This window comes from Nonomuraea rosea (genome assembly GCF_039539705.1).
Classification (GTDB): domain Bacteria; phylum Actinomycetota; class Actinomycetes; order Streptosporangiales; family Streptosporangiaceae; genus Nonomuraea; species Nonomuraea rosea.
Genome location: NZ_BAABDQ010000014.1, coordinates 21,320 through 43,716, shown reverse-complemented (window position 1 = coordinate 43,716; position 22,397 = coordinate 21,320). Strand labels below are relative to the sequence as shown.

General features: G+C 70.8%; 21 protein-coding genes. 9 read left to right on the top strand and 12 right to left on the bottom strand.

The annotated features are described in order from the left end of the window. Nucleotides 1-49 precede the first annotated feature (49 nt). The 4 genes from tdh to ABEA43_RS29715 all read left to right on the top strand — a co-directional run bounded on the left by tdh (nucleotide 50) and on the right by ABEA43_RS29715 (nucleotide 4,608). A complete protein-coding gene (gene tdh, locus ABEA43_RS29730; RefSeq protein ID WP_345566888.1) occupies nucleotides 50-1,150 on the top strand; it encodes an L-threonine 3-dehydrogenase in 1,101 nt (366 codons plus the stop codon). Beyond that, nucleotides 1,150-2,319, top strand: a complete 1,170-nt coding sequence (locus ABEA43_RS29725; protein WP_345566886.1) for a glycine C-acetyltransferase — start codon at nucleotides 1,150-1,152, stop codon at nucleotides 2,317-2,319. Before tdh ends, ABEA43_RS29725 begins: the two co-directional genes overlap by 1 nt. A 146-nt stretch (nucleotides 2,320-2,465) precedes the next feature. Beyond that, a complete protein-coding gene (locus ABEA43_RS29720; protein ID WP_345566884.1) occupies nucleotides 2,466-3,368 on the top strand; it encodes a LysR family transcriptional regulator in 903 nt (300 codons plus the stop codon). Between the two features lie 70 nt (nucleotides 3,369-3,438). Beyond that, on the top strand, nucleotides 3,439-4,608 hold the full coding sequence (locus ABEA43_RS29715) for an MFS transporter (protein WP_345566882.1): 1,170 nt from the start codon (nucleotides 3,439-3,441) through the stop codon (nucleotides 4,606-4,608). A 7-nt stretch (nucleotides 4,609-4,615) separates the two neighbouring features. Here the strand turns inward: ABEA43_RS29715 and ABEA43_RS29710 are convergent, their stop codons facing one another. The 7 genes from ABEA43_RS29710 to ABEA43_RS29680 all read right to left on the bottom strand — a co-directional run bounded on the left by ABEA43_RS29710 (nucleotide 4,616) and on the right by ABEA43_RS29680 (nucleotide 13,216). After that, complete coding sequence (locus ABEA43_RS29710) at nucleotides 4,616-6,418, bottom strand: YfjP family GTPase (RefSeq protein WP_345566881.1); 1,803 nt, start codon at nucleotides 6,416-6,418, stop codon at nucleotides 4,616-4,618. After that, on the bottom strand, nucleotides 6,415-8,343 hold the full coding sequence (locus ABEA43_RS29705; protein WP_345566880.1) for a GTPase domain-containing protein: 1,929 nt from the start codon (nucleotides 8,341-8,343) through the stop codon (nucleotides 6,415-6,417). Before ABEA43_RS29705 ends, ABEA43_RS29710 begins: the two co-directional genes overlap by 4 nt. A 64-nt stretch (nucleotides 8,344-8,407) precedes the next feature. Next, nucleotides 8,408-9,064, bottom strand: coding sequence for a response regulator transcription factor (locus ABEA43_RS29700; protein WP_345567229.1), 657 nt, complete (start codon nucleotides 9,062-9,064; stop codon nucleotides 8,408-8,410). 129 nt (nucleotides 9,065-9,193) lie between these two features. Beyond that, on the bottom strand, nucleotides 9,194-10,576 hold the full coding sequence (locus ABEA43_RS29695; protein WP_345566879.1) for a sensor histidine kinase: 1,383 nt from the start codon (nucleotides 10,574-10,576) through the stop codon (nucleotides 9,194-9,196). A gap of 29 nt (nucleotides 10,577-10,605) precedes the next feature. Further along, the gene (locus ABEA43_RS29690) at nucleotides 10,606-11,298 is read right to left on the bottom strand and encodes a response regulator transcription factor (protein ID WP_345566877.1); all 693 of its coding nucleotides are present in this window, start codon (nucleotides 11,296-11,298) and stop codon (nucleotides 10,606-10,608) included. Nucleotides 11,299-11,315: 17 nt separating this feature from the next. Then, entirely contained in the window at nucleotides 11,316-12,542 is a 1,227-nt protein-coding gene (gene lhgO, locus ABEA43_RS29685) for an L-2-hydroxyglutarate oxidase (RefSeq protein ID WP_345566875.1), read from the bottom strand. A 50-nt stretch (nucleotides 12,543-12,592) separates the two neighbouring features. Beyond that, nucleotides 12,593-13,216, bottom strand: a complete 624-nt coding sequence (locus tag ABEA43_RS29680; protein WP_345566874.1) for a TetR/AcrR family transcriptional regulator — start codon at nucleotides 13,214-13,216, stop codon at nucleotides 12,593-12,595. A 112-nt stretch (nucleotides 13,217-13,328) separates the two neighbouring features. Between ABEA43_RS29680 and ABEA43_RS29675 the strand changes: the two genes are divergently transcribed. Both ABEA43_RS29675 and ABEA43_RS29670 read left to right on the top strand, forming a co-directional pair. After that, nucleotides 13,329-13,880 (top strand): hypothetical protein, encoded by a 552-nt coding sequence (locus tag ABEA43_RS29675; protein WP_345566872.1) that lies wholly within the window; start codon nucleotides 13,329-13,331, stop codon nucleotides 13,878-13,880. 96 nt (nucleotides 13,881-13,976) lie between these two features. Continuing rightward, nucleotides 13,977-14,351 carry a hypothetical protein gene (locus ABEA43_RS29670; protein WP_345566870.1) on the top strand — a complete coding sequence of 125 codons (375 nt, stop codon included), beginning with the start codon at nucleotides 13,977-13,979 and terminating at the stop codon, nucleotides 14,349-14,351. 16 nt (nucleotides 14,352-14,367) lie between these two features. On the opposite strand, the gene ABEA43_RS29665 is transcribed toward ABEA43_RS29670, so the two are convergent. Beyond that, the gene (locus ABEA43_RS29665) at nucleotides 14,368-15,399 is read right to left on the bottom strand and encodes a hypothetical protein (RefSeq protein ID WP_345566867.1); all 1,032 of its coding nucleotides are present in this window, start codon (nucleotides 15,397-15,399) and stop codon (nucleotides 14,368-14,370) included. A gap of 92 nt (nucleotides 15,400-15,491) precedes the next feature. Here ABEA43_RS29665 and ABEA43_RS29660 point away from each other — a divergent pair, with 92 nt between their 5' ends. Then, entirely contained in the window at nucleotides 15,492-16,460 is a 969-nt protein-coding gene (locus ABEA43_RS29660) for an aldo/keto reductase (RefSeq protein ID WP_345566866.1), read from the top strand. A 145-nt stretch (nucleotides 16,461-16,605) separates the two neighbouring features. Here the strand turns inward: ABEA43_RS29660 and thpR are convergent, their stop codons facing one another. The 4 genes from thpR to ABEA43_RS29640 form a co-directional block, all read right to left on the bottom strand. Beyond that, complete coding sequence (gene thpR / locus ABEA43_RS29655) at nucleotides 16,606-17,163, bottom strand: RNA 2',3'-cyclic phosphodiesterase (RefSeq protein WP_345566864.1); 558 nt, start codon at nucleotides 17,161-17,163, stop codon at nucleotides 16,606-16,608. 66 nt (nucleotides 17,164-17,229) lie between these two features. After that, complete coding sequence (locus ABEA43_RS29650; protein WP_345566862.1) at nucleotides 17,230-18,453, bottom strand: MFS transporter; 1,224 nt, start codon at nucleotides 18,451-18,453, stop codon at nucleotides 17,230-17,232. 23 nt (nucleotides 18,454-18,476) lie between these two features. Then, the gene (locus tag ABEA43_RS29645; RefSeq protein WP_345566861.1) at nucleotides 18,477-18,929 is read right to left on the bottom strand and encodes a MarR family winged helix-turn-helix transcriptional regulator; all 453 of its coding nucleotides are present in this window, start codon (nucleotides 18,927-18,929) and stop codon (nucleotides 18,477-18,479) included. Between the two features lie 116 nt (nucleotides 18,930-19,045). Next, complete coding sequence (locus ABEA43_RS29640) at nucleotides 19,046-20,488, bottom strand: NCS2 family permease (RefSeq protein WP_345566859.1); 1,443 nt, start codon at nucleotides 20,486-20,488, stop codon at nucleotides 19,046-19,048. Between the two features lie 83 nt (nucleotides 20,489-20,571). Between ABEA43_RS29640 and ABEA43_RS29635 the strand changes: the two genes are divergently transcribed. After that, nucleotides 20,572-20,781, top strand: coding sequence for a DUF2530 domain-containing protein (locus ABEA43_RS29635; protein ID WP_240779747.1), 210 nt, complete (start codon nucleotides 20,572-20,574; stop codon nucleotides 20,779-20,781). 116 nt (nucleotides 20,782-20,897) lie between these two features. After that, complete coding sequence (locus tag ABEA43_RS29630) at nucleotides 20,898-22,352, top strand: alpha/beta hydrolase (RefSeq protein WP_345566857.1); 1,455 nt, start codon at nucleotides 20,898-20,900, stop codon at nucleotides 22,350-22,352. Nucleotides 22,353-22,397: the final 45 nt, after the last annotated feature.

Below are 22,397 nucleotides of genomic sequence, written 5' to 3'. Positions count from 1 at the left end.
AAGGGGAGCGGGCACAGTGCGTTAGGTTCGGACCTAGGGGGATGGAGCCATGAAAGCGCTGGTCAAGGAGAAGCCCGAGCCTGGACTCCGGCTGGTGGAGGTGCCCGAGCCCGAGGTGGGCCCGGGTGAGGTCAAGGTCAGGGTTCTGCGTACCGGCATTTGTGGCACAGACCTGCATATCCGGAAATTTGATGATTGGGCGCGGCATACTCTGAAGCTCCCGCTCATCGTGGGACATGAGTTCTCCGGGCACGTGGTCGAGGTGGCGCCGGGCGTCGAGGACATCTCCGTCGGCGACCTCGTCAGCGGCGAGGGGCACATCGTCTGCGGCAAGTGCCGCAACTGCATGGCGGGCCGCAGGCACCTGTGCCGCAACACGATCGGGCTCGGGGTCAACAGGAACGGCGCCTTCGCCGAGTTCGTCACGCTGCCCGCGACCAACGTCTGGGTGCACCGGGTCCCGGTCCATCCCGATGTGGCGGCCATCTTCGATCCGTTCGGCAACGCCGTACACACCGCGTTGTCCTTTCCCCTGGTCGGCGAGGACGTGCTGATCACCGGCGCGGGGCCGATCGGGCTCATGGCGGCGGCCGTGGCCACGCACGTCGGCGCGCGCAACGTGATGATCACCGACGTCAGCGACGAACGGCTCGACCTGGCCGGCAAGCTCGGCGTCTCCCTCGCCCTGAACGTCTCCAGGGCCTCGATCGCCGAGGGCATGCGGCAGCTCCACATGCGCGAGGGCTTCGACGTGGGGCTGGAGATGTCCGGCAACCCGGGGGCCATGCGAGACATGATCGCGAACATGACCCACGGCGGCAAGATCGCGATGCTCGGGCTGCCCGCCGAGGAGTTCGCCGTCGACTGGGCCACGATCGTGACGTCGATGATCACCATCAAGGGCGTCTACGGGCGAGAGATGTTCGAGACCTGGTACAACATGTCCGTCCTGCTGGAGAAGGGTCTCGATCTCGCCCCGGTGATCACCGACCGGTTCTCGTACCGAGACTTCGACGACGCCTTCGACACCGCCGCGAGCGGCCGCACGGGCAAAGTCATTCTGGATTGGAGCGGAGGAGCTCGGTCCGAGAGAGCGAGGAACGAGCCAACGAGGGCCGAAGCGGCCGCGACCATGAACAGGAGCGCTTGATGTTCACAAACGTGCGCGAGCAGCTGCGTACGACGCTCGACGAGATCACCGAGGCCGGGCTGCTCAAGCCCGAGCGGGTGATCACCACCCCGCAGAGCTCCCAGGTGAGCGTGGCCGGGCGCGAGGTGCTGAACTTCTGCGCCAACAACTACCTGGGCCTGGCCGACGACCCGGCCGTGGTGGAGGCGGCCAAGCAGGCGCTCGACCGGTGGGGGTTCGGCATGGCCTCCGTACGGTTCATCTGCGGCACCCAGGAGGTGCACAAGGAGCTCGAAGGCCGCCTGTCGGACTTCCTGGGCATGGAGGACACCGTCCTCTACAGCTCGTGCTTCGACGCGAACGGCGGCGTGTTCGAGACCATCCTCGACGCCCAGGACGCGGTGATCTCCGACGCGCTCAACCACGCCAGCATCATCGACGGCATCAGGCTGTCCAAGGCGCAGCGCTTCCGCTACGCCAACCGCGACATGGCCGAGCTGGAGGCCAGGCTGAAGGAGTCGGCGGATGCCCGGCGGCGGCTGATCGTGACCGACGGCGTGTTCTCCATGGACGGATATTTCGCGCCGTTGCGGGAGATCTGCGACCTGGCCGACCAGTACGACGCCATGGTCATGGTCGACGACTCCCACGCCGTCGGCTTCGTCGGCCCGACCGGCCGCGGCACGCCCGAGCTGCACGGCGTCACCGACCGGATCGACATCGTCACCGGCACGCTGGGCAAGGCGCTCGGCGGGGCCAGCGGCGGCTACGTCTCGGCCCGCAAGGAGATCTGCGAGCTGCTGCGGCAGCGCTCGCGCCCCTACCTGTTCTCCAACTCCCTGGCCCCGGTCATCGCCTCCGCGTCGCTGCGCATCCTCGACCTGCTGGAGACCTCCAGCGAGGCCCGCGAACGGCTCCGCTCGAACACCGCGTCCTTCCGCGCGGCGATGACCGAGGCCGGGTTCGACGTCCTGCCCGGCGAGCATCCGATCGTGCCCGTGATGATCGGCGACGCCGCCGAGGCCGGGGCCATGGCCGACCGGCTGCTCGACCTCGGCATCTACGTCATCGGCTTCTCCTACCCGGTCGTGCCGCACGGGCAGGCCAGGATCCGCGTCCAGCTCTCCGCCGCGCACTCGGCCGAGGACGTCGAGCGCGCGGTGCAGGCGTTCATCCAGGCCCGCGGCTGACCCACCGCACGCCCGCGCGCCGCACGCGCCACGACCGTCCGGGGTGCGGCTCGCTCGTAAGCGTCCGGGGCGCGGCGATCCGGAGCTCGGGTCGTGAGCGTCCAGGGCGTGGCTCGTGAGCGTTCAGGGGTGAGTATTCTCGCAGCGTGATAGACACGCGGCGGCTGCGCACGCTGCGCGCGGTGGCCGACCACGGCACGGTCACCGCCGCCGCGGCGGCGCTGCACCTCACCCCCTCCGCCGTGTCCCAGCAGCTCGTCGCGCTGGAGCACGAGGTGGGCCACCGGCTGTTCACCCGTGACGGGCGCGGCGTCCACCTCACCGCAGTCGGCAAGATCATGCTCGGCCACGCCAACGAGGTCCTCGCCCAGCTCGAACGCGCCGAGGCCGAGGTGGCCGCGTACGCGACGGGCGAGGCGGGCGAGGTCACCGTGGCCTGCTTCGCCACCGCGATCAGCGCCGTGCTCTCCCCCGCCATCACCGCCCTGCGCGCCACCGCACCCGGGCTGCACGTCCGGGTGCTGGACGCCGAGGGCGACCACAGCCTGGCCAAGCTGCTCGACGGCGAGGCCGACCTGGCGATCACCGTCGAGTACCGGGGCGCGCCCGACGCCGCCGACCGCCGCCTGTCGCGCCTGCCCCTTTACGCCGAGCCGTTCGACCTGGTGCTCCCCCGCGACCATCCGTCGGCCGCGTCGGCCACCCTGGTGTCGCTGGCCGCCGAGACCTGGATCGGCCCCTATCCCGGCAATCCGGTGCACGACATGATCACGTTCGCCTGCCAGCAGGCGGGGTTCACCCCCAACCTGGCCCACTGCTCCGACGACTTCCGCGCCGTGGTCGCCCTGGTGGGGGCGGGCGTGGGGGTGGCGCTCGTCCCCCGTCTGGCGCTGCGCGACATGGCGCTGCCCGGGGTCGCGATCCGCCACACGCCGGGCCCCGAACGCCGCGTCTTCGCCGCCGTACGCCGCGGCGCCGACGCCCACCCCCTCCTGCGCCCGCTCCTGTCGGCCCTGCGCACGGTCGCGGACTCCCTCGGAACCGAGTGACGCCTCAGAAGATCGTCGACCGGCGCAACGGCTGCCCCGCGTCCTGATCTCTGGGGGTAGCGTGCGGCGTATGGGAGCGAGCGTGCCGTACCACCGATTGCTCCGCGTTCCCGGGGTGGCGGCGCAGGGCGTGCTCGGGTTCCTGGCGCAGCTCACGCAGCAGGTCGCGCCCGTCGGGACCGTGCTCGTCGTGCAGCAGGAGAGCGGGTCGCTGGCGCTGGCGGGGGCGACGGCGGCGGCGTTCTCCGTCGGGGCGGGCATGGGCAGGCCGGTGCAAGGGCGTGTCATGGACCGGCGAGGAGCCCGCCCGGTGCTGGCCGTCACCGCGCTGCTGCACGTCGCGGGGCTGGTGGCGCTGGTGGCCTGCGCGGTGGGCGGGTGGCCCTGGTGGTGCGTGGTGGCGCTGGCCTGGGTGGCCGGGCTCGGGCTGCCGCCGATCTCCGTCAGCATGCGGATCGAATGGGGCCGCCGCTTACCTGGCGAGGGGCGTACCGCCGCCTACAGCCTCGTGTACCTCGTGCAGGAGCTGGCCATGCTCATCGGGCCGCTGGCGTTCGGGCTGATGATCGCGATGGCCTCGGCCTCGCTGGCGCTGGGCCTGGTGGCCGTGGCGGCGGGGGCCGGGACGCTGGCCTTCTCGCGGGCGTTACGGGTGGGCTCGGCCGCCCCGCCGCCGGAGCGGGGGCGGGTGTTCGCCGACCGCCGGATGCCGGTGCTGCTGGCCGTCGTGCTGCTGCTCGGCGGCGCGCTCGGGGCCTTGCAGGTGGGGTTGCCCGCGCTCGCGATCGCCAGGGACGCGCCCGCGGCGACGGGGCTGCTGGTGGCGGCCCTGTCGGTGGGCGGGATCGCGGGGGCCGCGATCTACGGCTCCCGCTCGTGGGGCTCCCGTGTCCAGGCCCGGCTGGTGGCGCTCATGCTGGTGCTCGGGATCGTGCTGGCGTCGCTGGTGGTGATCGAGGCGCTGCCGGTGTTCTGGGCGGTGGTGCTGGCCGGGGGGCTGGTGTTCAATCCCGCGCTGACCACGTCGTCGCTGCTGGTGGACGAGTACGCGCCGGGGGCGCAGGCGGAGGCGTTCGGGTGGATCTCCACGGCCATCGGGATGGGCGCCGCGGCCGGATCGGGGGCGGCCGGGGTCGTCGGCCAGCACTTCGGGGCCTCCGCGCCCTTCCTGGCGGCGTCCGTGTCGGCGTTGCTGGGGGCGGCCCTGGCCGGCGCGCTCCTACGCCGCAGCCCCGCCTGACCGCGTGTCAGGCTCGGGCCAGGTCGAGTGCCTCGGCGAAGCGGGCGTGCCGGTCCAGCTCCGCTTCCACGGGCTCCAGCACGTACGCCTGACCGACCCGGCCGATGGCGGCACGCAGGGCCTTGGCCGTACGGCGGGCTCTGCGCCGGCCGCCCGCCCACGCGGCCAGCCTGGACAGCAGCGCGATCAGCACCCCCGCGAGCGCCCCGCCGAGCAGCAGCACGGTCGGCCACGGCACCACGCCGACGGTCGGGAGCGGCGGCTGGGGCAGCCGGAGATAGTCCATCCCGAACAGCACGCCCAGCCACAACGCACCGGCCAGCATGGTCGCGAACACCAGCCACTGCAGGACGTTCACGGCCCGCCACCACCGAGGGCGCCGCGTCGCGCCGACGGACGTCTTGGCCACCGCCCGGTCCACCGCGTCGGCCAGCTCGTCCGAGCGGGAGCGCGCCGCCTGCCGCACCGCCGCCGCCCACGGCCCCGGCAGCCCGGACGCGGCCGTCGCGCCGACGTCCCTGATCGCCGTCTCGACCTGAGCCCGCTGTACGGCCGACGCCCCCGGAACCGAGGTACGGCCGACGAGCTCCCTGTCCGGCCTGCCCGGCTGAGCGACGCCGCCGATGCGCAGCCTGCGCAACGGATCGGGCCTGAACCTCCTGAGCCATCGCGTGAGCGGCCATCCGGTGGCGACGACGGCCCGATGCCGGTGCCCCTTGGCCACCGCCTCCACGACCACCGGCACCCCGGCCGCCGCGCAGAGCGCGCCCGTGAGCGCCCGATCCCAGCCCGCAGACCCCTTCCCGGCCCGCTCCAAGCTCCGGCTCCCCACCCCATCGACCGCAGCCCCGCCGGCCTCCGCCCCGCCCACCGCAGACCTGTTGGCCGCCACCACACCGACCTCAGCCCTGCCAGCCTCAATCCCGGGGACCAGGTCGCCGGAAACCGGCGTATCCGGCATGGCGGCGGCCTGTCCGTCCGGCTCATGGGCGGTCTCTGTGGCCGGGCCGGCGGTGGCGAGGTGGCCGGCGGCGGAGGTGATGTCGGCGGCCAGGCGGGCGGACCACGACTTGCGTTCCGAGACGCGATCGCCGAGGAGCGTACGCAGCTCGTTCAGGCCCGTGCCGGTCCTGGCGGAGACGGCGAGCACCGGCACGCCCGTCAGCCCGTCCTCGTCCAGCAGCCGGCGCAGGTCGCGAAGGCAGCGCTCGACGGCCTGCGGGGGCAGGCGGTCCACCTGGTTGAGCACCACCAGCATCACGTCGCGATGCCCGGCCAGCGGACGCAGGTAGCGCTCATGGAGTGCGGCGTCGGCGTACTTCTGCGGGTCCACCACCCAGACGAGCAGATCGACCAGCTCCACCAGGCGATCCACCTCCAGGCGGTGGGAGAGCCGGATGGAGTCATGGTCGGGGAGGTCCAGCAGGACGAGTCCCGAAAAATCGGGGTTCGTGGTGGTGGAGTGGCGCTGCGGGACCTCCAGCCAGTCCAGCAGCGGCCCGGAGCCCTCCCCGTCCCAGAGTGCCGCCTGCGCGGTCGAGGTCGTCGGCCTGGTCACGCCCACGTCCGCCAGCTCCTCGCCGGCCAGGGCGTTGTAGAGCGAGGACTTGCCGCTGCCCGTCGCCCCCGCCAGCGCGGCCACGGTGTGGTCGATCGAGAGGCTGCGGCGTACCCCGGCCCGTTCCGCGACCGCCCGCGCGCCGGACACCGCCTGCACGGAGAGCCGCCCCTCACCCAGCGTGGCCGCCTCCAGCAGGGCCGCCAGCCTGGAATCGAGGGACGGCCCCTCCTTACGGCGCAGCAGCTTCACGGCCTCTCCTCCACACCATCGGCGCCCCCGGACTCGCCTCCCGGCCGACCGCCGGCCTCCGGCCGCGGCAGCTCGCGGGCACGCGGCTCACCGGACTCGTCTCCGGCCTCCGGTCTCTCGCGGGCACGCGGCTCATCCGACCCGGCTCCGGTGTCCGGCCGCGGCAGCTCGCGGGTATGCGTACCGGCCGGCTGGGCGGCAGGGAGCTCCAGGGTCGGGGAGCCGGCGGCGGGCAGCTCGGCGCGGTGGTCGCGGACCCGGGCGTCCGCCGCGCGCAAAACGTCCGCTGTGCCACGCGGCGGCTCCACCGCCGCCAGCCGGTCCGTGAACCGCCCCGACTCCTCCGCCAGCAGCCCTCGCACCCGGTCACGCAGGTCGTCGCGCGCCCGCACGGTCAGCGTACGGACGGCCTGGTCGCCGAAGACCGCCTCCAGCAGCTTCTGCGACAGCACGCTCGTCCCGCCCGCGATCCCCACCTCGATCCCGGTCAGCCCCCCGGTGGAGGCGAACACGGCCAGCATGAGCAGCACCCCTGCCCCGTTCACCCCGAACGACGCCACCCTGGCGGTGGTCCGCTTCTCCGCCCCTTCCTCGCGTACGAGGTCGAGCACGTATTCCTGCCACCCGCGAACCGCCGCCTCCGCCCGCTTGCCCAGATCGGGCGAGGCCCGGCCGAGCCTGGCGGACTCGACGGCGCCGAGCCGTTCGAGCAGGCCGGGCCCGCCGGGCGCGGCCGACCAGCCTTCGAGCGCCCGCTCCGCGGACCCGTCGGCGGCCCCTCTGATCAGCGCCTCGACCCCGCTCTCCAGAGCGTCCCTGAGCTGGGTCTCCGGCACCCGTCCCGTGAAGAAGCCGACGATCCTGTCACGCAGCCACCCCACCCGGCTCTCCAGGGAGCGCATGAGGTCGCCGGTGCCGATGAAGTCCTGCCAGCGGGCCAGCACCTCGCCGCGCAGCAGCGACCCGTCACGCATGCCCGCGTCGAAGTCGGCCAGCCCGCCCGCGTACGCGCCCGACACGATCGAGCGCAGGCCGTCGAAGGCGGACTGCTGGCGTTCGACGGCCGTGGCCAGCGAGGGCACCCGGGTGGCGAGGCTGTCGAGCGCCCCCGACAGCGTCTGGCGGACGACCCTGGCCCGCTCCGCCGCGTCGGTGGCCAGGCCGGTGAGCCAGGAGACGATGGGCCGCACGTAGGGGACGGGCAGCCGGGCCTTCTCGTCCGGCAGCGCGGCCTCGGGGACGGTGAACAGCCTGGTGCCCTCCAGCCCGTTCTCGACGAGGAGGCGGGACAGGTCGCGCGAGACCGGCTCGACGGCGTCCTCGGGCACCCGGTCGAGCACGATGGCCAGGGCGGTGCTGCGTTCGCGGGCCGAGCGCAGGAAGCTCCAGGGGACCTCGTCGGCGTACCGGGCGGCGGTCGTGACGAACAGCCACAGGTCGGCGGCGGCCAGCAGCTGCGCGGCCAGCTCCCGGTTCGCGGTGACCACGGAGTCGATGTCGGGCGCGTCGAGCAGCGCGAGCCCGGCGCCGAGCGCGTCCGAGGTCACCACGCGCAGCGCTCCAGGTCCGTCGCCGGTGGCGCGGGACAGGCCCGGGAGCACGTTCTGGCCCATGAACCAGTCGCGGTCGGCCGGGCTGACCACGAGGGTGGGCACCAGCGTCGTCGGCCGCAGCACGCCCGGCTCGGCCACGTCGGCGCCGACCAGCGAGTTGACCAGCGTGGACTTGCCCGCCCCGGTGGACCCGCCGACGACGGCGAGCAGCGGGGCGTCGAGAGCGCGCAGCCGGGGCAGCAGGTAGTCGTCGAGCTGCCCGGTCAGCTCCCGGAGCGCGCGTCTGTCGTTCGCGGCCTCGCCGACGGACAGCGGGAACAGCTCGCCGTCCAGCGGCCTGCGCAACGCCTCCAACGCGCCCAGCAGATCCATACCGCCCACGCTACCTGCGGCAGGCCGCCCGGCGGGGTCCGGCGCGAGCAGCGGTGTTTCGCGGCTATCCCGCCGGTGGCTCCCGCAGCACGTAGCCGACGCTACGGAGGGTGTGGATCAGCCGCGGCTCCACGTCGTCCACCTTGCGCCTGAGATAGGACACGTACGACTCGACCACGCCCGCGTCGCCGCCGAAGTCGTAGTTCCACACGTGGTCGAGGATCTGCGCCTTCGACAGCACGCGCCCGGCGTTGACCATGAAGTAGTGCAGCAGCTTGAACTCCGTCGGCGACAGGCGTACCTGCCGCCCGGCCCGCGTGACCTCGCGGGCGTCCTCGTCCAGCTCCAGGTCGGCGACCTTCAGCTTGCTGGCGGGCGCGTTCTCCCCACGGGTACGCCGCAGCACCGCCCGGATCCTGGCCTGCACCTCTTCCAGGCTGAACGGCTTGGTCACGTAGTCGTCGCCGACCCGCAGTCCGGTGATCTTGTCCTCGGTGGCGTCCCGCGCGGTCAGGAACAGCACGGGCGCGTCGATGCGCTTGGCCACCTCGAACCCATCCAGATCGGGCAGCATCACGTCGAGCACCACCAGGTCGGGCGTGGCCCGCTCGGCGACCTCCACGGCCTCCTGCCCGTCGGCTGCGGTCAGCACCTCGAACCCGGAGAAGCGCAGGCTGGCGGAGAGCAGATCCCTGATGCTGGGCTCGTCGTCCACCACCATGATCAGCGCCTCGGGTTTCGTCACCTACTTAGAGTGACTCAGGCACCTGAGGGTTAGCTGAAGGCACACTCCAAGGCGAGTGGGAGTTCCGCCCAGAAGATCAGTCCAGGGTGAGCTTCGCGCGGAAGGTCAGTCCAGAGCCAGCGGGAGCTCCACGCGGAAGGTGGAGCCGCCTTCCGGCGAGCTGTCCAGGGTCACCGTGCCGCCGTGGGCGGTCACGAGCGCCCGCACGATGGCCAGGCCCAGCCCGCTGCCGCGGTCCTCGCCCGAGCGGCGGCGGGACCGGGCGGAGTCGGCGCGGTAGAAGCGCTCGAAGACCCGCTCGACCTGCTCGGGGGTGAGTCCGGGCCCGTTGTCGACGACCTCGAGGAACAGCGTGTCTTTGCCCGCCCCGGCCCGCACGATGATGGGCGAGCCTGGCTCGGTGTGGATGATCGCGTTGGTGACGAGGTTGCTGATGACCTGGCGCAGGCGTACCTCGTCGCCGGAGACGATCAGGGCCGCACCGCCGACCACGTCCAGCTTCACGATCCGGTCGGGCGCGAGGATCCTGGCATCCTGTACGGCGTCCGCCGCCAGGGCCAGCATGTCCACCGGGCGCATCTGCAGCGGCCGCTGCTGGTCCACCCTGGCCAGCAGCAGCAGGTCGTCGACCAGCAGGCTCATCCGGCCGGCCGCCTTCTCCACGCGCTGCATCAGCTCGGCGGGGTCGGCGCCGGTGTTCTGCCTGGCGTACTCGGCGAAGCCGCGGATCGAGGTCAGCGGGGTGCGCAGCTCGTGCGAGGCGTCGCCGACGAACTCGCGCATGCGGTCCTCGGAGCGCCGGGCCGCCGCCTCCGACGCCGACCTGGCGGCGAACGCGGTCTCGATCTGGGCCAGCATCCCGTTCAGCGACCTGGCCAGGCGGCCCACCTCGGTACGCGGGTCGCCGTCGGGGACCCGCCGGCCCAGCTCGCCCGCGGCGATGGCCTCGGCCGTGCGCTCGATCTGGCCGAGCGGGCGCATGCTGCGCCGGACGATCGTGACGCCGACCACGGCCAGGATGAGCAGGATGCCACCGCCGCCGAGCAGCTCGATGAGGATGAGCCGCCTGGTGATCGCGTCGACCTCCTCCAGGTCGACCGCGACGACGAGCGTGCGCCGCTGGACCACGCTCTCCAGCACCCGCCACTCGCCGTCGCCCCGCACGGCGGGCGCGGTGTAGACGTCGGGGCCGGGCGCCGGCGACAGCACCGGTTTCGGCTTGGTGTCCACGTCGCGATCGGTCAGCATCGGTACGAACTCGCCGCCAGGCTCTCTGACCAGGGCGATCGCGTCGGACTCGATGAGGATCGGCCGGTCGGTGGTCTCCCTGTCCTTGCGCCAGTCGCTCTTGACCTTCTTGTCCATGCGCGCGCTGAGCAGGTGGAGCTGGCTGTCCACCCGGTCGAGCAGGTAACCGTGCAGCACTGAGACGCTGACCAGGCCGATGAAGGTCATGCCGAAGCCGAGGAGCGCCAGCATCGACGCCATCAGCTTGATTCTCAGCGGCAGGCCGCTCATTAGGGACTCGGCGGCAGGCGAAGGACGTATCCGACACCGCGCAGGGTGTGGATGAGCCGGGGACTGCGGTTGTCGATCTTGCGGCGCAGCACGGACACGTACGACTCGACGATGCCCACCTCGCCCCTGAAGTCGTAGTCCCACACGTGGTCGAGGATCTGCGGCTTGGACAGGACCCGGCCGGCGTTCGTCATGAAGTAGCGCAGGAGCTTGAACTCGGTCGGCGACAGCGCGACCGCGTTGCCTCCGCGCCACACCTCGTGGCTCTCCTCGTCCAGCTCGATGTCGGCGAACGTCAGCCGGGGCGGGGCCGCCTGCGCGTCCCCGCTCGTACGGCGGAGCACGGCGTGGATCCTGGCGACCACCTCCTCCAGGCTGAACGGCTTGGTGACGTAGTCGTCGCCGCCGATCGTGAGCCCGCGGATCTTGTCCTCGGTCTCGTCACGGGCGGTGAGGAACACCACGGGCGTGTGCAATCCGCCGCTGCGCATCCGCCTGACGATCTCGAAACCGTCCAGGTCGGGCAGCATGACGTCGAGCACGACGAGGTCCGGGCGGTGTCGTTGCACGGCGGTCACGGCGTCGAGGCCGCTCTTGGCCGTGGTCACCTCGAAACCCGCGAACCTCAGGCTCGCGGCGAGGAGCTCGAGGATGTTCGGATCGTCCTCGACTATCAGCAGGCGTGATTCCATCACATCCAAGGATGCACTCATCGGACGAGTGCTGGGACAATTCCGGCAATGTGCCGGGCAATGGCCAGACTCGATGTGGCCGCCGGAGAGGGCGCGTTGCGCACCAGGACCACGTTCCCCTGCACGTCCACCACGAAGTCGTCGACCAGGCGGCCGTCTCTGGCGACGGCCTGCGCGCGTACGCCGCCGTGGGTTCTTTCGAGGTCGGAGGCGGTGAGGGCGGGGACGTAGCGGCGGGCGGCCTTGAGGAACGCGCCCTTGACGATGGATCCGTGGACTTCCTTGATCCCGGTACGCCAATGGGTCCTGGCCATGCGCAGGGTCCCCGGCCAGCTCAGAATTTGACCGAAATTTCGCATATTTCGCCATCTGTAGCCTTCGTAGGCCATGGCGAGCACCGCATTCGGGCCCACCAGCACCTCGCCGTCGATGTGCCGCGTCAGATGGACGCCCAGGAACGGATAGCGCGGATCCGGCACCGGATAGATCAGGCCGCGGACGAGGTCTCTGGCCGATCCGTTGAGCCCGTAGTACTCACCCCTGAACGGGACGATCCTGACATCTCCCGGATATCCCGCCATCTTCGCCAACGTGTCGGTGCTCAGGCCGCCGCACACGACCAGGCGGTCGAAGGTGAACCTGCGCCGGCCCGCCAGCACCGCCACGCCTCCTGGGCGCTCCTTGATGGCGCGTACGGGGTGTGAGAGGCGTACGGACCCGCCCAGCTCGGCCACGTCGAGCGCGAGCCTGCGTGCGACGGCGGGGAAGTCGGCGATGGCGGTGTGCGGCGAGTGGATCGCGCCGACGCCGACCGCGTGCGGCTCGATCTCGCGCAGGCCCAGGCCGTCCAGCTCGGCGATGTCCGGCACGCCGTTGGCGCGCGCCCGCTCGGCCAGCGCGCTCAGCAGCGGCCGCTCCGCGCTGGTACTGGCCACGACCAGCTTGCCGACCTCCTCGTAGGGCAGCGCATGCGCGGCGCAGTACGCCTTGAGCAGCGCCACGCCCTCGCGGCAGAGCCTGGCCTTGAGCGAGCCCGGCGGGTAGTAGATGCCCGCGTGCACGACGCCGCTGTTGTGCCCGGTCTGGTGGGCGCCGACGCGGCCCTCCTTCTCCAGCACGGTCACTTCGGCGCCTCTGGACTGGGCCAGTTCGCGCGCCACGGCCAGCCCCACGATGCCCGCGCCCACGATCCCGATCTTCTCCGTCACACGTCGATTTTCCGACTTAGCGGCCGTCCCCGCCATATCCGGACGAATCGAACATGAGTACGATGCCATAACGCACGTCCCGTAAGTCAGGGCGAGCCGGTCGGCAGCAGGGTGTCGATGGCGGCACGGAGACCGGCCGGCAGCTGGGCGGGATCGTCCAGATAGCCGCCCATCATGGCGCCGTCGCGGACCATGACCAGGGTCTGCGCCGCCGCCTCCGGCTGCGGGTGACCGGTGTCGCGCAGCAGCCGGGTCAGGAGGTCGCGGAACCAGCGCCGATGCCCGGCCACGGCGCGGCGGACCGGGTGCTCGGGATCGGGGAACTCGACCGCGGCACTGATGAAGGCGCACCCGCGAAATCCCGGGGTGCACACCTGGTGACCGATCTGGGCGACGAGTGCGGTGAGCACGTCCGCCGGGTCGCCGACCTGACGGGCCAGAACGTCGGCGGCGGCGCGGATCTCCTGGTCGAGCCGCTCGATGTAGGCACGGACGAGGTCGTCCTTGCTGGAGAAGTGGCGGTAGAAGGTCGCCTTGGTCACCTCGGACTCCGCCACCAGCCGATCGACACCGACCGACTGGATGCCCTGCCCGTAGAACAGCCTGGTCGCGGTCTGCAGCAGCCGCTCGCGGGCGGGCGATCGGCCGGCCGGGACGTCTGCGCGAGGACCGGACAGAGAGGTTGAGGACGCTGGATGCTCGGACACCATGCCTTGACGTTAACAGAACGGTCTGTCTACCATGTCATCCGATGGAGACAGAACGTTCTGTCTCCCAGAAGCCGATCCCTAGCGCGACCGGTCCTGATGATGAGGAAAAGCAATGACTCCTGAGTTGACGCTTCGCCGGCTCTACTTCGCCCGGTTCGGCTTCGCCGTGGTCTGGGCGGCCCTGCTCGCGTTCACCATGCCCGGCCCGGGCGTCGCCGCGGCCGTCCTGCTCGTCGTCTATCCCGCGGTCGATGTCGCCGCCGCGATCGTGGAGTCACGCGTCACGGCTGCCGCTCCCGCCCGCTTCGGCGTGTACGGCACCATCCTGACCAGCACCCTGGCCGCCGTCGGGCTGGCGGTGGCGGCCCAGTCCGGCGTTCCCGCGGCGCTGCGGGTCTGGGGAGCCTGGGCCGTCGTCGCGGGGCTGCTCCAGCTCGTCGTCGCGGTGCTGCGCCGCGGCATGGGCGGCCAGATCGCGCTCATCCTCAGCGGCGCCGGCTCCGTCCTGGCCGGAAGCTCCTTCATCGTCATGGCCTCGGCCGAGGCCCCCACGCTGATGATCCTCGCCGGCTACGCCGTCGTCGGCGGCATCCTCTTCCTGGTCTCCGCGCTGCGCCTGCGGGCGACTGCTGCGCAGAGCGGCCGGGCGTCACACCAGCAGTGACGGTACGGGTGCCGGCGTGAGGCGGGCGGCGCCCTGTTGCCGAACGTGGCGGGGCGGCCTCATGACCTCGGAATCGAACGTGAGTACGATGGACTCATGTATCTGCCGCCGGAGTGGCCGCCCGAGGTCCGCCCACCCAGCGTGCCCGATTGGGAGACCTCGGCCGTGGCCTGGCTGCTCGACACCGTGCCCCCCGACTACAGGGCCTACGAAGTGCTGAGACGCCATCCGATCGCCCTGGCCAGGATGGCCGTCGCCCACGCGAACACGGCGGTCGAGGCCGCCAGGGCGGGATACCGGAGCGCCGCGGTGGATCTCAAAGGTCATCTCCCTCCGCATGCCGTCGAGGCGGTGCTCGACGTCTATCGCGAGGAGGGCCCGCGCCTGGTCCGCCTGACCCGTTCCATCGCCGTCGTCGAGCAGGCCCTGCGCGGCGACATGTTCACGGCGACCATGCGCAACTTCCGCTGAGGCGGCGACGCCCGGCTCAGCGGGTACGGCGGGCCAGGAAGGTGATCACGCCGACCGCCATCGCGGCGGCGGCCAGCCAGATGAGGACGTCCTTGAGCGCTAACCCGTCACCGTCCGTTTCGGCGGCGGCCGTCGTCGCCGCCGTCCCGTCGCTGGACGCCGACGACAATGACGACGACGGGGCCGACGGGCTCGGCGTGGCGGCAGGCAGGGCGCTTTCGGGAACCGGGACCCGGTACACCGGGCTCTTCGGCCCTTCAGAACCCGCGAGCAGGGCCCGGCCGTCGGGCGTGTACGTGATCGACTCGGCCTGCTTCAGCTCCGGCATCGACACCCTCGTGATCGTCTCGCCGGAGGGCTTGTAGAGGGTGGCGGAGAAGTAGGTGCGGATGACGTACGAGGAGCCGTCGGGCGCGTAGGCGGCGTCCGTGGCCATGAGCGGGGCGGAGGCGACCTTGCGCAGGACGTTCGTCTTGTCGGAGCGCAGCTTCTTCGGCGCGGCGTAGACGCCTGCCGCGAACTCCTTGGACACCACGTACAGGCGGCCGGTCCGCGGGTTGATCATGAGGCCTTCGGCGTTGCGTCCGCCGTCGGCGTAGCGGAACCGGTAGCGGGTCGCGGGCAGCGCCGCGTTCCTGAGCGTCTGCGGCTCCATCACCTTGTAGATGGAGACGTTCGGCCAGGCCCCGTCCAGGTTGTCGCCGATGTCGGCGAACCACAGCACGCCCCGGCCCGTCGCCGGGTCCTTGGTGACCGCCATCGCCTCCCAGTCGCGCGCCTGCGCCCCCTGCACCTGGAACGTCGCCCGCGTGCGCCCCCGCGCGTCCACGGCGTAGAAGGTCGGCGTGGCCGCGCTGTCGTTGTGCGTGTAATAGACGCCCTGATGGGTCGGCGACACGCCCAGCCCGCTCGACTCGGTGATCGCCGGATCCTTGAAGGTGAAAAGCTTCTCCGTCCCGTCATCCGGCGCCGCCGCATAGGCCGGCGCGGCGGTCAGTAGACAGCTCGCCGCCACGACGGCGAGCACTCTGATCACGACATCCCCCACGCCGCCATCATGCCCCACGCGCCGCCGTGCGATTCCGCCTCCTGGAATTAGTCGCTGGCCTGGAGTGCACTCCAGGTATTTAGGGTTGAGTCATGGAATACGTCAACCTCGGACGCAGCGGCCTCCAGGTGAGTCCGCTCTGCCTCGGCACCATGAACTTCGGCCCGCGGACCACGGAGGAAGACTCCTTCGCGATCATGGACAGGGCTCACGAGCTGGGGCTGAACTTCTTCGACAGCGCGAATGTCTATGGCGGCCAGAAAGGCGAGGGCATCACAGAGAACATTCTCGGCCGGTGGTTCGCCCAGGGCGGCGGGCGCCGGGAGCGGACGGTCATCGCGACCAAGGTCTACGGTGACATGGGCGACTGGCCCAACGAGAGCAAGCTGTCCGCGCTCAACATCCGCAGGGCCGCCGACGCCTCGCTGAAGCGGCTGCAGACCGACTACATCGACATCTATCAGGCACACCACGTCGACAGGAACACCCCGTTCGACGAGTTCTGGGAGGCGATGGAGGTCCTGCGCCAGCAGGGCAAGATCCTCTACGTCGGCTCGTCGAACTTCGCGGGCTGGCACATCGCCAAGGCCCAGGAGACCGCAGCCCGGCGCAACTTCACCGGGCTGGTCAGCGAGCAGTCCCACTACAACCTGCTCACCCGCGCACCCGAGCTGGAAGTGCTGCCCGCGTGCGAGGACTACGGCATCGGCGTGATCCCGTGGAGCCCGCTGGCCGGCGGCCTGCTCGGCGGCGTGCTGCGCAAGATCGACAAGGGCCGCTCGGCCGCCGAGCACATGGTCAAGCAGCTCGACAAGCACCGCGACAAGATCGAGCAGTACGAGAAGTTCTGCGACGAGCTCGGCGAGGACCCGGCGAACGTCGCCCTGGCCTGGCTGCTCAAGCAGCGTGCGGTCACCGCGCCGATCATCGGCCCGCGCACGATGGAGCAGGTCGACGGGACCATGCGCGTCCTGGAGATCAAGCTGGACGAGGCCGCCCTGGCCCGCCTGGACGAGATCTTCCCCGGCCACCGCACCGCGCCCGAGGACTACGCCTGGTAGCAGGCCGTCCTGCGTCTCGGGTCCTAGGGCCTGGGCGGCTCAGGCTCAGGCTCAGGTCAGCAGGGCGCCGAGCACGACGATCAGCAGGAGCAGGCCGAGCACGACGGGCAGCAGCCAGGAGCGAGGGCGATCCACGACCTGGAGCCTAGCCCTGCCCGGAGGGTGCCAGCGCCCATTCCGCGAGTGACTCGTACCTCATCTGAGGCCCCATGTGACTGCGGACAAGACGGACACTTTCCGCCCGCCACGGCGAGCCGCTGAACTCGGACAGCGACTCCACCAGCGGGCGGAGGTCCGTCTCGGCTTTGGCGCGGGCCAGCGTCAGGTGCGGGTGGAAGCGTTTGTCATCCGTCTGCACGGCTCCGGCCCGCCGCCCGCCCGCCTGGACCGATTCGGCCAGCCTGATCATCGAATCGCCGGTGACGCCGGCCCAGAGGACTCTGGCCCTGCGGGCGGACGAGAAGGCCCCGAAACCGGCGAAGGCCAGGTCGAGGACGCGGTGGCGGCGTACGGCGCGGGCCAGGCGAACTTCCAGCTCGGGCAGCACCGTCTCGGGCACCTCGCCGAAGAAGGCCAGTGTGATGTGCCAGGTGGCCCGGTCGGGCCAGCGCAGCCCCGGGACCTGCCCGACGTGCGGGGCGATCGCGTGTGAGATCTCGTCCAGCACGTCCTCAGGCGGCACCAGAGCCGCGAAAAGCCTCATGGCACCCGATTCTCCCCCGAGCGGCCGCCGCCCCCTGGAGGGGCCCGGGAGCGGCGCCGTACAGACTCATGCCACCGCGAGCACCGATCTGCCCACTCTGGCCGTGATCAGCCGCGTCACCAGGATCGCCAGCCCGGTCCCGACCAGGACCAGCACGCCGGACAGGATCACGCCCGCCCGCGGCCCGCCCAGCTCCGACAGCCAGCCGATCAGCGGCGCCCCCACGGGAGCCCCGCCGGTGAACACCAGCATGTAGATGCCCATGACCCGGCCCCGCATGTCCGGGGAGGTGGCGATCTGGACGCTGGCGTTCGCGGCCGTGTTGATCGTGATCAGCGCGATCCCGGTCGGGATCAGCAGCAGCAGGTAAACGGGATAGAACGGGGCCAGCCCGGTGGCGATCTGGAACAGCCCGAACCCGATCGCCCCCGCGATCAGCACCTTCCGCGACAACCGGGCCCGGCGCGCCGCGAGCAGCGCCCCACCGAGCGCTCCCACCGCGAACATGCTGGAGGCCAGCCCGAACGAGGAGGCCCCCGCCTTGAACACCTCACGCGCCATGAGCGCGATCGACATCGAGAACGACTGCGAGAACATCGACACGAACCCGATCAGCAGCACGGGCATGAGCAGCTCTTCGCGCTGGATCACGTAACGCAGACCCTCGCGGAGCTGGCCCTTGGCCCTGGGCACCGGCGCGGCGGTGTTCAGCTCGGACTTCCGCATGAAGATCAGGCTGGAGATCACTCCGCCGAACGTCAGCGCGTTGATCAGGAAGATCGGTCCGGTGCCGCCGAACACGTAGATCAGCAGTCCGGCGAGCGCCGGGCCGACCACGCGGGCCAGGTTGAAGATGGAGCTGTTCAGTGCGATCGCGTTGGGCAGGTCCTGGCGGCCGACCATCTCGACCACGAACGCCTGCCGCGTCGGCACCTCCACGCAGGAGATCATGCCGAGCAGGAACGCCATCACGTACACGTGCCAGACCTGGGCCGAGCCGGTCATCGTCAGCACGCCGATGGTGAGCGCCAGCGTGGCCATCAGCACCTGGGCGCCGATGAGGATGGGGCGCTTGGGGTAGCGGTCGGCGAGCACGCCGCCGAACATCCCGAACAGCAGCATCGGCAGGAACTGCAGCGCGGTCGCCGTTCCGAGCGCCGCCGCGCTGCCGTGGGTCAGGTCGAGCACCAGCCAGTCCTGGGCGGTGCGCTGCAGCCAGGTGCCGACGTTGGAGACGGTGCCACCGGCTGCGAACATGCGATAGTTGTGCACCCTGAGTGACCGGAACATCCCGGTCCTGGGTTCTTCGGGCTCTATATCCTGCTGAGCTTCTCCAGGATCGGCGCCGCCTGCCTGAGTATCGACCTCTCGTCCGGCGAGAGCCCCTTCAGCTGCTGGCTCAGCCACGCTTCCTTGCGGCGCCGCTCCTCCTTCAGCAACTTCTGAGCGGCCTCGGTCACGTTCACGGCCACCTGCCGCCGGTCGGTCGGATGCGGGGTGCGCGCGACCAGGCCGCGTTCCTCGAGCTTGGCGATCACGCGCGTCATCGAGGGGGGCTGCACCTTCTCGAGCTCGGCCAATTCGCCGGGGGTTATCCCGGAATGCCGTTCCACCGCGGCGAGCGTCGCGAACTGCGTGGGAGTCAGCGAGTGCGCTGCCGCCTGTCGTCGTAGGCGCCTGGTCAGCCTTGCCATCGACACGCGCAGGGCTGAAGCCAGGCCTGCGTCGCTGCGCAGGTCCATCTTGGGCTGGGTTTTGGTTAGCATGAGTCATTACCTTTGCTAACTATAGGTGAAGGCAGGATATTTCCCCAAATGAGGCATCTCACACCTTGGTACCTCGGAGCCGCCCCACGCGCGCGGAGCGGCCCCGGCCTGCGTACTCAGACTCCGAACAGGGCCCGGATCGGGCCGATCGCGAAGTAGACGACGAACAAGATCGTCACGCCCCACAGCAGCGGGTGGATCTCGCGAACCTTGCCGCGGACCGCCTTGATCAGCACGTAGGTGATGAAGCCGGCGCCGATCCCGTTCGAGATCGAGTACGTGAACGGCATGACCACGATGGTGAGGAACGCCGGGATGGCGATCTCGTAGTCGTTCCAGTCGATGTCGCGGATCGCGGTCATCATCAGGAACCCGACGACGATCAGCGCCGGCGCCGCCGCCTCGTACGGCACGACCGTGACGAGCGGCGCGAAGAAGATCGCCACCAGGAACAGCAGCCCGGTGACGACGCTGGCCAGCCCGGTGCGCGCGCCCTCGCCGACACCGGCGGCCGACTCGATGTAGGTGGTGTTCGAGGACACGGAGCCCGCGCCGCCCGCCGCCGCGCCGATCGAGTCGACGAGCAGGATCTCCCTGGTACGCGGCAGCGTCCCGTCCTCCTGGATCAGGTTCGCCTGGCGGCCGACGCCCACGATCGTGCCCATGGTGTCGAAGAAGTCCGTGATCAGCAGCGTGAAGACGAGCAGCACCGCCAGCAGCACCGAGACCCGGCTGAAGGCACCGAACGGGTCGAACTCCGTGAACAGGACCAGCGGATTGTGGAAGCCGAAGATCGTCTCGGGCACGGTGGGAACGTTCAGCTGCCAGCCGCCGGGGTTCTTGGCCGAGACCGCGCCGGACTTGGCGAGCGACTCCACGATGATCGCCAGCACCGTGGTGCCCACGATGCCGATCAGGATCGCGCCCTTGACCTTGCGCGCGACCATCGCCGCCGTGGCGAGCAGGCCCACCACGAACACGAAGATGGGCCACGAGGTCAGAGTGCCGGCGATGCCCATCTCCAGCGGCGGGCCGGCGGCGACGCGGCGCACGAAGCCCGCGTCCACGAAGCCGATCAGCGCGATGAACAGCCCGATGCCGACGCTGATGGCGGTCTTGAGCTGGGCCGGGATGGCATGGAACACGGCCGTCCTGAGCCCGGTCAGCACCAGGACCGCGATGATGACGCCTTCGAGGAAGACCAGGCCCATGGCCTCCTCCCACGACATCACTCTGGCGACGGTGAAGGTGACGAAGGCGTTCAGCCCAAGACCGGCCGCCATCGCGAAGGGCACACGGGCGACGACCCCCATGAGGATCGTCAGCACACCGGCCACGAACGCGGTCCCGGCCGCCACGAGCGCCACGTTGGGCGTCGTGCCGTCACCGATGACCTGGCCTTCCACGTCGGTGCCGTTGGCAATGATGATCGGGTTCAGCACCACGATGTACGCCATGGTGAAGAACGTGGCCAGCCCGCCCCGTACTTCACGGGAGACTGTTGAGCCTCGTGCGGAGATTGCGAAGAAATTGTCTATCGCGTTACGTGTGTCACTCACGACGCGAACAGTGACAGTCGCGGTGAACTGCGAAAAGAGTCGGTGATGAGATCGAGACCCGATTGGAAGCTAGGCTGGACAACGTGAAGCAGCAGTGGCATCCCGACCCCGAGCCGATCAAGACCAACGACACGGCCGCAGTCGGCGCGGGCACCGCCCTGTGGGCCGTCGCTCTGGTCGTCCTGCTGATCTTCCGTCCCGCTCCGGAGAACACGTGGTGGATCTGGACCTGCGTGACCGGGGTCGGGTTCGGCCTGTTCGGCATGTGGTTCGTCCGCCGGCCGCGGGGTTGACGCGCGTCCTGCGCGCGAGCTGACATTCGTCATCCCCGGCCGTTCGCCGAAGTCACCTGGAAGTGGTGTTTCCGCCCACTACATCGGCATAGGCCCCGCCAACCATGCTTATAAGCATGAAGAAGCCCCTTGTGACCCTGCTCCTCGGCGCCGTGGCCCTCTCCGCCTGCGGCGCCCCAGGCCGGCGCGACACCGGAGCGGAGACGGGGAGCGTCACCTGGAGGCAGTGCACCGACCTGACCAACCCGGACGGCAAGCCCGCCTCCCCCGCCCCCGGCACGGAGTGCGGCACGGTCCAGGTGCCGCTCGACCACGCCAAGCCCGGCGGGGCGAAGATCGATCTCGCGCTCATCCGCGTCAAGGCCACCGGCGACCGACTCGGCTCGCTGGTCTTCAACTTCGGCGGCCCCGGCGCGTCGGGCGTGGACACCCTGGCGCTGGCGGCCCCCGCGTTCGCGGGCCTGGGCAGCCGTTACGACCTGGTCGGCTTCGACCCGCGCGGCGTCGACCGCAGCGCCGGCGTCAAGTGCGGCGGCCAGCTGGAAAAGCTGCTCGATTCCGGCGGCGTGTCCCCCGGGGACAAGGCGGCCAAGGAGTTCGCGGCGGCCTGCGAGCGGGACTCGGGCAAGGTCCTGCCGTACGTCGGCACCGTGAACGCCGCCAAGGACCTCGACCTGATCAGGGCCGCACTCGGGGACGCGCGGCTCAACTACTTCGGCATCTCGTACGGCACCCACCTCGGCGGTGTGTACGCCACCCACTTCCCCAAGAACGTCGGCCGCTTCGTCCTGGACGGCGCCTTCGACCCGACGGTCACCTTCGAGGAGCGGGCGGTGATCCAGGCGACGGGGTTCGACCACGCCTTCGAGGCGTTCGCCAAGGACTGCGTGGCGCAGAGCTGTGAGCTGGGAGCCGACCCCGCCGCCGTCGAGCAAACGGTCGAGACGCTGCTCAACGGGCTGAAGACGAAGCCGCTCAAGGTCGGCGACCGCGAGCTGACCTACGGCCTGGGCCAGCTCGCCGTCATCACCCCGCTGTACGCCAAGTCGACCTGGCCGGTGCTCGAAAAGGGCGCCGCCGCGGCGATCAAGGGGAACGGCGCCACGCTGCTCGCCCTGGCCGACGCCTACACCGGGCGCAAGCCCGACGGGACGTACTCGACGATGATGACGAGCCTGCATGCGATCAACTGCGCGGACTACGCCGAACGCCCGACCGCCGCCGAGGGCGCCGCGGTCAACGACCGGGTGAAGCGGATCTTCCCGATCCTGTCGGTCGACGGCTCGGGCCGGCCCTGCGTCCACTGGCCGGTGAAGGGGGACGACGCGGCCAGGCGCATCGACGCCACGGGGTCCGCGCCGATCGTGGTGATCGGCGGCAAGGGCGACCCGGCGACGCCGTACCAGTGGGCCACGAAGCTCACGGACCAGCTCAAGACGGGCGTCCTGGTCACCTATGAGGGTGAGGGCCATGGGGCGTACCTGAGCGGCAACGGGTGCGTCATGAACACGGTGGACGCGTACGTGCTCAAGGGGAAGGTGCCCGCCAAGGGCACCAGCTGCACCGCCTGACCCCGCGCGTGCGGACCTGGGAGGCGCCGCGGGGGCGCCTCCCAG

Bases quoted from the DNA above. Each gene is read 5' to 3' on its own strand.
- tdh (WP_345566888.1), top strand. From the start codon at position 50: ATGAAAGCGCTGGTCAAGGAGAAGCCCGAGCCTGGACTCCGGCTGGTG.
- ABEA43_RS29725 (WP_345566886.1), top strand. From the start codon at position 1,150: ATGTTCACAAACGTGCGCGAGCAGCTGCGTACGACGCTCGACGAGATC.
- ABEA43_RS29715 (WP_345566882.1), top strand. From the start codon at position 3,439: ATGGGAGCGAGCGTGCCGTACCACCGATTGCTCCGCGTTCCCGGGGTG.
- ABEA43_RS29705 (WP_345566880.1), bottom strand. From the start codon at position 8,343: ATGGATCTGCTGGGCGCGTTGGAGGCGTTGCGCAGGCCGCTGGACGGC.
- ABEA43_RS29700 (WP_345567229.1), bottom strand. From the start codon at position 9,064: ATGGTGGTGGACGACGAGCCCAGCATCAGGGATCTGCTCTCCGCCAGC.
- ABEA43_RS29695 (WP_345566879.1), bottom strand. From the start codon at position 10,576: ATGGCGTCGATGCTGGCGCTCCTCGGCTTCGGCATGACCTTCATCGGC.
- ABEA43_RS29690 (WP_345566877.1), bottom strand. From the start codon at position 11,298: ATGGAATCACGCCTGCTGATAGTCGAGGACGATCCGAACATCCTCGAG.
- lhgO (WP_345566875.1), bottom strand. From the start codon at position 12,542: ATGGCGGGGACGGCCGCTAAGTCGGAAAATCGACGTGTGACGGAGAAG.
- ABEA43_RS29680 (WP_345566874.1), bottom strand. From the start codon at position 13,216: ATGGTGTCCGAGCATCCAGCGTCCTCAACCTCTCTGTCCGGTCCTCGC.
- ABEA43_RS29675 (WP_345566872.1), top strand. From the start codon at position 13,329: ATGACTCCTGAGTTGACGCTTCGCCGGCTCTACTTCGCCCGGTTCGGC.
- ABEA43_RS29670 (WP_345566870.1), top strand. From the start codon at position 13,977: ATGTATCTGCCGCCGGAGTGGCCGCCCGAGGTCCGCCCACCCAGCGTG.
- ABEA43_RS29660 (WP_345566866.1), top strand. From the start codon at position 15,492: ATGGAATACGTCAACCTCGGACGCAGCGGCCTCCAGGTGAGTCCGCTC.
- thpR (WP_345566864.1), bottom strand. From the start codon at position 17,163: ATGAGGCTTTTCGCGGCTCTGGTGCCGCCTGAGGACGTGCTGGACGAG.
- ABEA43_RS29650 (WP_345566862.1), bottom strand. From the start codon at position 18,453: ATGTTCCGGTCACTCAGGGTGCACAACTATCGCATGTTCGCAGCCGGT.
- ABEA43_RS29645 (WP_345566861.1), bottom strand. From the start codon at position 18,929: ATGCTAACCAAAACCCAGCCCAAGATGGACCTGCGCAGCGACGCAGGC.
- ABEA43_RS29630 (WP_345566857.1), top strand. From the start codon at position 20,898: ATGAAGAAGCCCCTTGTGACCCTGCTCCTCGGCGCCGTGGCCCTCTCC.